Genomic DNA, 11,258 nt, shown 5'->3' on the forward strand with positions numbered 1-11,258 from the left:
GCCCACGCTCCCGCTCGCGGTCAACCGAGCATCCCGACTAAGTCGAAACTGCGTTATTTTCCCGGCCGGAAAGCATTTTTCTTCAATTTCCGGCCTTAAACGGCGCCAAATTTCGCACGCAGCGCGTCCGCAGCCTTTTCGATGAACAGCACGACCTTGCGCGGCGCCCTGCCCGGCGGCCGCACCAGATGGATCGGCGCGGCGGGCGGCTCGTAATCCTGCAATATGCGGACCAGCCGTCCCTGCGCGACGGCCTCGGCGACCTGATAGGAAAACAGCCTCACGATTCCCAGCCCATCCATAGCGGCGTCGAGCGCCGCATCCACCGAATTGACTGTCAGGCGCGGACGAAAGCGGATCATCTTGTCCTCTTCCGCCCCGAGGCTCCAATGGCTCGGCGGCGGCGCCGCACCCATTGTCGCGATGAAGGCGTGATCCGCCAGACCGGCGGGGTCGCCCGGAACGCCCGCCCGCGCAAGATAATCGGGCGAGGCCACCAATACCCGGCGCACGGCCCCGACCCGGATGGCGATCAGCGAGGAATCCGGCAGCTTGCCGATGCGCAGGCCGAGATCGATCCCGTCCTCCACCAGCGACACGATGCGGTCGAGAAGCATCAGGTTGACGTCGACGCCCGGCTGCTCGCGAAGGAAATCGCGCACGATCGGCATGATATGCAACCGTCCGAACATGACTGGTGCGGTGAGCGTGAGAACGCCCCGGGGCGCGTCGCCGCCCTGCAGCGCATCGGACATATCGTCATAATCCGCCAGCAGGCGCCGCCCGCGCTCCAGCAGTTTTTCGCCCGCCTCGGTCAAGGACAAGGCCCGGGTGGTGCGGTTGAACAGGCGCTGCCCGAGGCTTTCCTCCAGCGCCGCCACGGCCCGGCTGACGGCGGCCGGGGAGCGCCCCGATTTCCGCGCCGCCGCGATGAAGCCGCCGCGTTCCGCGACGGCGACGAAGATCGACAGGGAGTCCAGCCGGTCCATATGATTGTTCCGATTTACGCAATAGTCTGATGAGAATTTTGCTTATTAACTCGAAAATTAAAAGGACTAATTTGGTCGGATCAGGCCGCAAAGGCCCAAACGATCCAGGGAGAAAGACATGCGTCCGTCAAAGCCGATCCTGCTGCACGGCTTCCCCTTGTCCGGCCATTCTCATCGCGCGGAACTGATGCTGCGCCTGCTGGACTTGCCCTTCGATTTTCATCAGATCGACCTCGTGGGCGGCGAGCAGCGCGGCGAGGCGTTCTTGCGGCTGAATCCTTTCGGGACCGTCCCCGTGATCGAGGATGACGGCGTGGTCGTCGCGGATTCCTGCGCGATCCTTGTCTATCTCGCGACAAAATATGACCCGGACGGGCTTTGGCTGCCGCGCGACGCCGAAGGCGCGGCACAGGTCCAACGCTGGCTCTCCGTCGCGCAAGGGCCTGTGTTCAATGGGCCATGCAGCGCGCGGCTCGTCACTGTCTTCGGCATGGATTTCGACCATGCCCGCGCCAAGGCCGTCGCGGAGCGGCTGTTCGCGACGCTCGACGGCCTGCTGGCGGCAAGGACTTTCCTCGTCAACGAACGGCCGACCATCGCCGATGTCGCGCTCTATTCCTATATCGCCCATGCGCCGGAGGGCGGAGTTGCGCTGACGCCGCACGCCCATTTGAGCGCCTGGCTGCGCCGCATCGAAGCATTGCCCGGCTTCGCGCCCATGCCCGCCACCAAGGCGGGTCTGTTGGCGGCCTGAGGCATGGCGACGCCTTTGCCCGACCGGCCCCTGCCAGACCGCCGTCCTTGGCACGAGGGCGAAGAAGCGGCGCGGCGCGCGGCCGGCGCGCCGGAGATCGGGCCTGTGATACGGACCGCTCTCAGCGCGCAGCAGCGCGATTTCTTCGCGCGTCTGCCGCTGGTTTTCGTGGCTGGCCTCGATAAGGCGGGCCATCCCGCCGCGTCGCTGCTGCGTGGCGCGCCGGGATTCCTGACGTGCCCGGAGCCGCACCATATGGAGATCGCCGCGCGCCTCCCCTCGGGCGAGCGCCTGCTGGCCCAAGCGGGCGCGGCCTTCGCCCTGATCGGCGTCGATTTCGCCGCGCGCCGCCGCAACCGCGTCAATGGGCGCGTCGCCGAGGCGCACGCCGGCGGGTTTGAACTGGCGGTCGAGGAAGCTTTTGGCAATTGTCCGAAATATATTGCGCCGCGCACGCTTTTCCCCGGCGCGGACGATCCCGGCGGCTGGACCGAATTGCCCGTCGGCGGCGACGCCATGGCCGCCTTGATCACAAAGGCGGACGTGTTTTTCATCGCCTCGCGCGGGCCTGACGGAGTCGATATGTCCCATCGCGGCGGCCCGCCCGGCTTCGTCCGGCTCGGGCAGGACGGCGTCCTGCAAATCCCCGATTTTCCGGGCAATAATTATTTCAACACTTTCGGCAATCTGCTCCACGACCCGCGCGCCGCGCTGCTGTTCGTGGATTTCCCCGGCGGACGCGCGCTCCATCTCGCGGGCGAGGCGCGGCCGCATCTCTCGCCCGACGCGCGGTTCTGGACCTTCGCGCCGCGCGCCGCGCGGCTTCTAACCGCCGTTCAGGCCTTTGGCGGCCCCGCGTCGGCGTTCTGACCAGCTTGAGCTTAAGTATTGTTATGCGGCGCCAAAAAACATCTCGCCGCCGCTGAATAATTTTTGTCACAATTTATGGACGGCGCCCGTTGCCCACGGCCTTGCCGATGCAAAACCGGACAAGGCGTGCTTGTTTCGACAGGCTTTTGTCGAACATTCGGGTCCGTCAGCGGACATATTTGTTGCGAAACGACGCCGATTGTCTCGCCGTCCGCATGCCGGAAACCCGCGAATGCTGGCATGGACCGTGCTGGCCCAGAGCGCGCCGGCAATTTCGGCGCGCGGCGGACAATTTCGTCGTCATGACAGCCCAATTCGCCTTTGCATCGAAGCGGTGACGCCGCCTGCCGCCACACCGCGGCGGACGCGCCCGCCTCCGCGCGGGGCGAGCGCCATTCCCGGAGATTTGCATGGCCAATATCACATTTTCATCGCCATCCCTGTCGCGTGACGTGACGGTTTACGCCGTGGCTGGCGATCGCGGCACGATCCTCGCCGTCGCCAAGGCCAACAAGATCCCGATTCCCTTCGATTGCCAGGATGGCGAATGCGGCTCCTGCCTCGTCGAAGTCCAGATCCTCAGCCAAAAGCGGCCCTATGGCGTTGCGCTGACGGAAAAGGAAAAGGAAGCCTTGCGCCAACTCGGCAAGATCACCAAGGACGAGATCAAGGAAGCGGAAGTCAACGACATCCCGCCGCTGCATCGCCTGGCCTGCCAGTGCTTCGTGCGCAACGAGGACATCCTCGTCAAATTCGCGGGCGACGAGACCATCCCCGCCCAGCCGCCGCATCTCTCGATCGCCGCCAAGGTCTACAAGGGCGCCGCCATTGAGATCGCCTCCGTCGACGATTTCCTCGCCCACGCCATCAAGGTCGAGGAAGACGCCGCGCAGCATTTCGACGGCCTCGCCGCCTCGATGGAGCTTTGCGGCAACGCCGAAGTCGCGAAGCTTTTCCGGCAGCTGTCGGGCTATTCCCGCCTGCATCTGAACGAGGCCAAGTCGCGCGCCAAGGGCAAGGACCTCTCGGCGCAGGTTCCGCCGGATTACGTCTGGCCGGACCACGTCACGCCGGAGCGCACCTCGCTGCTCGCCGGCGACGCCGACCTGTCGCGTCTCGACGCCCTTCGCGCGGCGCTGACCGGCGAAAAGCGCGGCTATGAATTCTATTACGCCGTCGCCGGAACCTCGAAGCTGCCCGACGTCGTCGCCATGGCGAAGGAATTCGTCAAGGAAGAGGCCGATCACGTGAAAGTGCTGGAGGCCTGGATCGCCCGCGAGGAATGGCTGAGCAAGTCGCACGCGGTCTGACGCTGTTGCGCGCGGCGGCTTCGCAGCCGCCGCGGTCTGCGCGAAAAATTGGAGCATGGGACATGCAGACGGTTGAAGAATTTCTGGCCTATTCGGTCCATCTCGAGCGAGAGGCGGCGGCGCGGTTCGGCGAATTGGCCGACGCCATGGAAAGCGGCGGCAATCGCGAGGTCGCGCGCCTGTTCCGGCGTCTGGCGCATTATTCCAGGCTGCATCTGGAGATGGCGACGGCCCGGTCCGGCTTTCGCGAAATGCCCGAGATGAAGCCCGAGGATTTCGTCTGGCCGGATCTGGAAAGCCCGGAAGCCGCCGCCGTCTGGGGCGCGGACCCCATGCTTGGCCGGGAAGAGGCTTTGCAGATCGCCCTGGCCGCCGAAACCGCCGGCCATACCTATTACAAGGCCGTCCTCGACACGACCGACGACCCCGAAATCAAGGCCCTCGCCGCCGAATTCGTCGCCGAGGAGCAGGAACACGTCACCGAACTGAAGAAATGGCTCGCGGCCTCGCGCGCCGGAGAGCCGCTGCCCGCCGAAGGCTGAGCTGTTGCGGGTCCTTATCCGGCGCGTATGAAATCGACGGCTTTTTCAGCGATCATGATGGTCGGCGCATTGGTGTTGCCGGCCACGATTTCCGGCATGACCGAGGCGTCCGCCACGCGCAGGCCCTCCAGCCCATGAACCCGCAGGCGCGCATCGACGACCGCGTTGGCCCGATCCGGCCCCATCGCGCAGGTCCCGACCGGATGATAGACCGTATCGACGCGGCGGCGCAGGAAGGCGCGGATGTCACCGTCGCCGCGCAGGCCCTCGCTCCACATTTCGCGGCTCCAATGCGCGCGCAGCGCGGGCGCCTCCATGATCCGCCGCGTGAGCTTGAAGCCCGCGACGAGCGTTTCCAGATCTTCCGCATCGCCGAGGAAATTGGGGTCGATCAGCGGAGCCGCGAGCGGGTCCGGGCCGGCAAGGCGCAGCGCGCCCCGGCTTTTCGGCCGCAGCACGCAGACATGGCAGGTCATGCCATGGCCGAGATGCTGCCGGCGGGCGTGATCGTCCACCATGGCCACCACGAAATGCAATTGCACGTCGGGCGCTGCGAGGTCGGGCCGCGTCTTGAGAAAGCCGCCCGCCTCAGCGAAATTGGACGCGACCATGCCGCGCCGCTCGCGCCGGTAGCGCAGGATTTCGCGGGCCAGCCGGACCCCGCCGCCGAGCGATATCCCCAGCAGGTCGCGCGAGGCAGAGCGATAGCCCAGAACGACATCGGGATGGTCGTGCAGATTTTCGCCGACGCCGGGAAGATGATGGATCGGCGCGACGCCCGCCGCGACCAGCCGCGTGGCGTCGCCGACGCCCGACAGCATCAGGATGTGCGGCGTACCGAAAGCGCCCATCGCCAGCACGATTTCGCGGCGCGCCCGCAACACGCGCCGCTCGCCGCCCGCCAGCGCCAGTTCCGCCGCCACCGCCCGCTTGCCCTCGAACAGGAGGCGCAGCGCGCGCGCCCCGGTCAGCACGGCAAGGTTTTTCCGCGTCGCCAGATGCGGATGGATGTAGGCGCGGGCCACGCTGCACCGCTCGCCATTGATTTGCGTAACCTGATAGACGCCGCAGCCCTCCTGCGAGGCGCCGTTGAAATCTTCCACGAGGGGGTGGCCGACCTGGCGCGCGGCGTCCAGGAAATAATCGTGGAACGGATTGTCCGTGCGCGAGGCCGCGACATTGAGCGGGCCGCCGCGCCCGTGGAAGGCGTCGTCGAAGACCTCGTTATGCTCTGACTTGCGGAAATAAGGCAGCACGTCTTGAAAGGACCAGCCGGGATTGCCCAGCGCCACCCAACGGTCATAGTCGCTGGCGTGCCCTCGCGTATAAACCATCGCATTGATGGCGGACGAACCTCCGAGCGTCCGGCCGCGCGGCTGATAGCCCCGGCGTCCGCCCAACCCCGGCTGCGGGACGGTGGAAAAGGCCCAGTTGTGGAAGGGAACCGGCGCCATCAGCGCGCCCGCGAGCGGTGTCCTGACAACCCAGCTGTCGCCCTTGTCGCCCGACTCGACCAGCGCGACGCGCAGAGCCGGATCTTCGCTGAGCCGCCCCGCCACGACGCAGCCACCCGAGCCGCCGCCAAGGACGAGATAATCGAACTCCTCCACGCGCCGTTCCTCCCCCGAACAATTTTGCCGCGAAGCTTTTTTGATAGTTTATATAGAAACCACTTTTGCGCAACGCCTTCGCGAACAAGAGGCGAATTTCGACGTGGGCGCCTTTCAAGCCGGAGGCGATCCCAATGCGGCCTTGGCGGCGGCGCCCCAAGGGACTAGCGTGCAAAAGCAACGATCGGGGAGGTCGCCCATGCGCATGCTCATGTTTGTCACGTTACCGACGGAACCCTTCAACAGCTTCGTGCGCGACGGCTCCGCGGGGCCGAGAATCGGGAAAATTCTCGAAACGATCAAACCCGAGGCGGCCTATTTCACGGAAATGGCCGGCCAGCGCGGCGGAACGCTGGTGGTGGACGTCAAGGACGCCTCGGCCATCCCGGCCCTTGCCGAACCCTGGTATCTGACCTTCGAAGCCGATGTCGAATTCCGCATCGCCATGACCCCAGAGGATCTCGCCCGCTCGAACCTCGGCGCGCTGGGGAAGACCTGGGGCTGAGCCGGCCTGCCCAAAATGAAAAAGCCGGGCTGCAAGGCCCGGCTTTGATCGTCCGTCGCGTAAAAAATCAGCGCGAGAATTTCTTGTATTTCATCCGGTGCGGGATGACGCTGTCCACGCCGAGGCGGCGCTTCTTGTCTTCCTCATAATCGGCGAAATTGCCCTCGAACCATTCCACATGGCTGTCGCCCTCAAAGGCCAGCATGTGGGTGGCGACGCGGTCGAGGAAGAAGCGGTCATGGCTGATGATCACGGCGCAGCCCGCGTAATCCGCCAAGGCGTCTTCCAGCGCGCGCAGGGTGTCGACGTCGAGATCATTGGTCGGTTCGTCGAGCAACAGGACATTCGCGCCCTTCTTCAGCATTTTTGCCAGATGCACGCGGTTGCGCTCGCCGCCCGAAAGCATTTCCACCTTCTTCTGCTGGTCGGAGCCCTTGAAGTTGAAGGTCGAGCAATAGCCGCGCGAATTGATCTCGCGCTTGCCGAGATAGATGATGTCATTGCCGCCCGAGATTTCCTCCCAGACGTTCTTCTTGCCGTCGAGCGAGTCGCGCGACTGGTCGACATAGCCGAGCTGCACGCTCTCGCCGATCAAAATCTCGCCGGAATCCGGCTTGTCCTGCCCGGTGATCATGCGGAACAGCGTGGTCTTGCCCGCGCCGTTCGGGCCGATGACTCCGACAATGCCGCCCGGGGGAAGCTTGAAGCTGAGATCGTCGATCAGCAGCTTGTCGCCGAAGCCCTTCGACAGATGCTTGAATTCGATGACGTTCTGGCCCAGCCGCTCGGCCACCGGAATGACGATCTGCGCGGTCGTCGGCGCCTTGTCGTTCTGCTTGGCGACGAGGTCCTCATAGCGCTGGATACGCGCCTTGGACTTGGCCTGGCGCGCCTTGGGGCTGGCCGCGATCCATTCGCTTTCCGCCTCGATGGCGCGCTGGCGCGCCTCGTCCTCGCGGCCTTCCTGCGTCAGGCGCTTCTGCTTCTGCTTCAGCCAGCTGGAATAATTGCCCTCATAGGGAATGCCGCGGCCGCGATCGAGTTCGAGAATCCAGCCGGTCACATTGTCGAGGAAGTAGCGGTCATGGGTGACGATCAGGATCGCGCCCGGATAGGTCCGCAAATGGCCTTCGAGCCAGTTGACCGTCTCGGCGTCGAGATGGTTGGTCGGCTCATCCAGCAGCAGCAATTCCGGCTGCTCCAGCAGCAATTTGCACAGGGCGACGCGGCGGCGCTCGCCGCCCGAAAGCTTCTCCACGGGCCAGTCGTCGGGCGGGCAGCCGAGCGCGTCCATCGACTGATCGACCTGGCTGTCGAGATCCCACAGGCCCTTGGCCTCGATCTCGTCCTGCAGAACGGTCATCTCGTCCGCCGTCTCGTCCGAATAATTCATGGCGAGTTCGTTGTAGCGGTCGAGCACGGCCTTCTTGTCGGCGACGCCGAGCATGACATTGCCGCGCACGTCGAGGCTGTCGTCGAGCTTGGGCTCCTGCGGCAGATAGCCGACGCGGGCGCCTTCCGCGACGAAGCCCTCGCCGGAATATTCCTTGTCGATGCCCGCCATGATGCGCAGCAGGGTCGATTTACCCGCGCCATTGACGCCGAGAACGCCGATCTTGGCGTCCGGATAAAAGGACAGATGGACGTTGTCGAGGACCTTCTTGCCGCCGGGCCAGGTCTTGGTGAGGCCCTGCATGTGATAAACGAATTGCCGCGCCATTGGCGTGAATGCTTTCAGGATTGGGCCGGCGACAGGCGCCGGCGGAGGGGAATTTCGCTGGCCGTCTTTTAGAGCATGAGGCAGAAAAGAGAAAACCTTTTTGGCGTTGGCCGGCGTTGCGGCGCCGCAGAAAAAGTCACTTTTGGCCCTATCGCTGCTTCGGATTTCCATTATTCAGGCTAAACTGGCGCCCGCGCCCGATACAGGAGCTCAGCCTTGTCCGCAGTCCTTCCCGAACAACGCATTCCCGAGCGCCTCCCCGGAGCCGATTCCCGCCGGACCGAGCCTTCCTTGCCGTGGACCGGCCCGGCGGCGGCCCCTGCTCCGCTCCCCGTCGCCGGCGGCGCCTTCGAGACCGACGCCCCCGCCAGGCCGGACAAGGCTGCTTTCACACCGCAGACCCAGGCCCTGCTGAAGCGCCTTTCGGACCTGCTGCGCCGGCCCGACGCGCCGGCGCCCTTCGCCGCCGGACTGTTCGCTCCCGCCGGCGCAGGCAAATCCAGCGCGCTGGGCTGGCTGACGGAAAGCCTCGCCGCGCCCGGCGCGACAGTCGTCGTCTCCCTGCGCGCCGGCGACCTCGCCGCCGAACCGGAGCGCTCGCTCGCCGCCGCGCTTTATCGCGCCCTGTCGCGGCGCCATGGCGCGCTGGCCCAGGAAGCCGCGCAGGAAGGCGCGCATTTTGGCGCCGATCCCGCCACCGTCGCCCGGGCGGCCCATGAGCGGCTCGACGCCCTGCGGCGCAAGCTGAGCCAGGAAAAGCAGGCGCTCGCCCAGACCGAGACCCGCCGCGCGGCCATCAAGGAAACGCTGCTCTATGACACGCCCGGAACCCGCGTCGACGTCTATGCGCGAAAGATGCGCAGCGCCGTCGAGCCGCGCCTGCGCCGGTTCGGCTTCGCCGGCGAGCCCCTCGCCGTGTTCAAGGACCTGACCCGCGACGTCAATGAGAGCGGCGGACTCGTCTCGCGGCTGCTCGCCTCGCTGCGGGGCCTTTACGCATTTCGCGGCCAGATCCGGCTGCTGCTGCTTTCCGCCGCGAGCTTCGCCGTGAACACGGGCCTGGCCTGGCTCGCCGCCAACAAGCCGGTCTGGCTCGGCGTGATCGCCAGCTCCGGTTCGATCGGCGCGCAGACCGCCGATTTCCTGCAAATCCGCCTCGACTGGCTGCCGATGGCGGCGCAAGGTTTCGCCCTGATCGCGTTGGCCCTGTTCGGTCTCAATGTCTGGCGCGCCTTCGACTTCATGCATCCCCTCGTCCAGGCCGCCGGACTGCTTGACGAGGACGTCGCGGCCAGGCGCCACGAGATCGACCAGAGCGTCGCCCATCATGCGCGAAATGTCGAAATGCTGGGAAGCGAAGCCCACGCTTTGGCCCAGAAGGCGGAGGAAGCCGAGCGGCGCGCCGCCGCCGCCGGGTCCGCCAAGAACCCGCCCTTGTTCATGGAGACCGACGAAGCCGCCCGGAAGCGCGACGTCGCGCTGGGCTTCCTCGAATCCGTTTCGGCCCTGCTGGCGAGCGGCGGCTTCCCCGGCGCGCCGGGCCGCATCGTGGTCACGGTCGACGGCTTCGAGAGCGTCGCCGCTCCCGCGCCTCTGCTCGACCGGCTGAACGACCTGCTCGCGCGCCCCGGCCTGATCGCGGTCTATGCGCTGGACGCCCAGCTTTTCCGCGGGGCGCCAGACGCGCTCGCCCGCCGCGTCCAGCTGCCGCTGCGGCTCGACGCCGGCGGCCCGGACGCGCCGCTCGCCCTGGCCGCGCTCGACGCCCCGCTGTCGCCGCTCGAATCGAGCCTCGTGGACGCGCTGGCGCCGCTGGCCGGCGATAACCCGCGCGCGCAAAAACGCCTGCGCAACCTGTTCCGCTTCCTGCGCCCGTCCTCAGCGGCGACGCCGGGCCTCGCCGCCGCCCTCGCCCTCTTCCTCGCGGCGGATATCGGCGCGACGCCGGGCGACCGGCAGGCTCTGGAACAGGCCCTGGCCGCCAATCTGGACATTTTCGCGCCGAGAGGCTCGGCGGCCCTGCAGGAGACGCTCGCCAGGGTCGCCGCCATCGGCGGGCCAATCAGCCGCGACGAGGCGTGGCGCGCAGCCGCCCTCGCCCGCCACGTCTCAATGGAGCTGTTCGCCTAAAATCCTTCGGTCTTGCCGATGGTCATGCCGGAGAAAGGCTCGATCCATACCAGCTTGTCGATTACCCGGTTGACGCCGGGGATGTTTTCCGCCGCGACCACCAGCGCCGGTCGCTGCCTTTCGTCGAAGATCTCGCCGGTCAGGGTGACAACGCCCTGATCCACGGTCACGTCGAGGGTCTTGGGCGAGGCGAAGCCCTGCTCGCGCAATTCGCTCAGCAGACGGTCGAGAATGGCCTGGTCCGTGCACTCGGCAGCGGTCGCCGGCTTGGGCGCGACCGCCAGGGAGAGGGTGCGCAGCAGATCGGCCCGGGTGATGATGCCGACGACGCGATCGCCGCTCACCACCGGCAGACGCTTCACCTTGCGCCGCTCCATCACCTCGACCACCTCGTTGACGGAGGCGGATTCGCCGACCGTCGCGACGTCGCGGGTCATGACGTCATGGACCTTGCGGCCATGGCTCATCACATAGGATTCCGCGACCTCGCCCGGACCGAGCAAGAATTCGATCCAGCGCGGCTTGCGCTTGGCCGTGCCGAGTTCGGCGCGATGCAGGAAATCGCCCTCGCTGACCAGCCCGACCAGCCGCCCGTCGGCGTCCGTCACCGGCAGGCCGGACACATGCAACGACAGCAGGAGCCCGATAGCCTCCTCGATCGTCGCGTCAGGACCGATCGTCTTGACCGGGCTCGTCATGATTTCGGACGCAAACATGATCGCCTCCCCTCGCGCGGCGCCATCCGCCCGCGCGACACCAGTGTAATCCTAGCGTGAGGCTAATCCTTGACGCCGATCAATGCGAGGGATTGCCCGAAATAAATTATGA

10 protein-coding genes are annotated in these 11,258 nt (G+C 66.1%); 6 read left to right on the forward strand and 4 right to left on the reverse strand.

From position 1 onward, the window contains the following. Positions 1-95: 95 nt before the first annotated feature. Entirely contained in the window at positions 96-989 is an 894-nt protein-coding gene (locus tag QM467_RS09070) for a LysR family transcriptional regulator (RefSeq protein WP_283365985.1), read from the reverse strand. A gap of 118 nt (positions 990-1,107) precedes the next feature. Here QM467_RS09070 and QM467_RS09075 point away from each other — a divergent pair, with 118 nt between their 5' ends. The 4 genes from QM467_RS09075 (at position 1,108) to QM467_RS09090 (ending at position 4,465) form a co-directional block, all read left to right on the forward strand. Then, positions 1,108-1,743, forward strand: coding sequence for a glutathione S-transferase family protein (locus QM467_RS09075; RefSeq protein ID WP_283365986.1), 636 nt, complete (start codon positions 1,108-1,110; stop codon positions 1,741-1,743). 3 nt (positions 1,744-1,746) lie between these two features. Continuing rightward, complete coding sequence (locus QM467_RS09080) at positions 1,747-2,613, forward strand: pyridoxamine 5'-phosphate oxidase family protein (RefSeq protein ID WP_283365987.1); 867 nt, start codon at positions 1,747-1,749, stop codon at positions 2,611-2,613. Positions 2,614-3,023: 410 nt separating this feature from the next. After that, positions 3,024-3,923, forward strand: a complete 900-nt coding sequence (locus QM467_RS09085; protein WP_283365988.1) for a 2Fe-2S iron-sulfur cluster-binding protein — start codon at positions 3,024-3,026, stop codon at positions 3,921-3,923. Between the two features lie 62 nt (positions 3,924-3,985). Further along, positions 3,986-4,465 carry a ferritin-like domain-containing protein gene (locus QM467_RS09090; protein ID WP_283365989.1) on the forward strand — a complete coding sequence of 160 codons (480 nt, stop codon included), beginning with the start codon at positions 3,986-3,988 and terminating at the stop codon, positions 4,463-4,465. 14 nt (positions 4,466-4,479) lie between these two features. Here QM467_RS09090 and QM467_RS09095 read toward each other — a convergent pair whose 3' ends face one another. Then, entirely contained in the window at positions 4,480-6,075 is a 1,596-nt protein-coding gene (locus QM467_RS09095; RefSeq protein ID WP_283365990.1) for a GMC family oxidoreductase, read from the reverse strand. Positions 6,076-6,274: 199 nt separating this feature from the next. Here QM467_RS09095 and QM467_RS09100 point away from each other — a divergent pair, with 199 nt between their 5' ends. Then, complete coding sequence (locus tag QM467_RS09100) at positions 6,275-6,580, forward strand: hypothetical protein (RefSeq protein WP_283365991.1); 306 nt, start codon at positions 6,275-6,277, stop codon at positions 6,578-6,580. Positions 6,581-6,647: 67 nt separating this feature from the next. Here the strand turns inward: QM467_RS09100 and ettA are convergent, their stop codons facing one another. Next, complete coding sequence (ettA, locus tag QM467_RS09105; protein WP_283365992.1) at positions 6,648-8,300, reverse strand: energy-dependent translational throttle protein EttA; 1,653 nt, start codon at positions 8,298-8,300, stop codon at positions 6,648-6,650. 216 nt (positions 8,301-8,516) lie between these two features. Here ettA and QM467_RS09110 point away from each other — a divergent pair, with 216 nt between their 5' ends. Continuing rightward, the gene (locus tag QM467_RS09110; protein WP_283365993.1) at positions 8,517-10,430 is read left to right on the forward strand and encodes a hypothetical protein; all 1,914 of its coding nucleotides are present in this window, start codon (positions 8,517-8,519) and stop codon (positions 10,428-10,430) included. Here QM467_RS09110 and QM467_RS09115 read toward each other — a convergent pair. Beyond that, a complete protein-coding gene (locus QM467_RS09115; RefSeq protein WP_283365994.1) occupies positions 10,427-11,146 on the reverse strand; it encodes a CBS domain-containing protein in 720 nt (239 codons plus the stop codon). The two genes, QM467_RS09110 and QM467_RS09115, sit on opposite strands and share 4 nt — an antisense overlap. Between the last annotated feature and the right edge of the window lie 112 nt (positions 11,147-11,258).

The organism is Rhodoblastus sp. 17X3 (assembly GCF_030056575.1).
Classification (GTDB): Bacteria; Pseudomonadota; Alphaproteobacteria; order Rhizobiales; family Beijerinckiaceae; genus Rhodoblastus.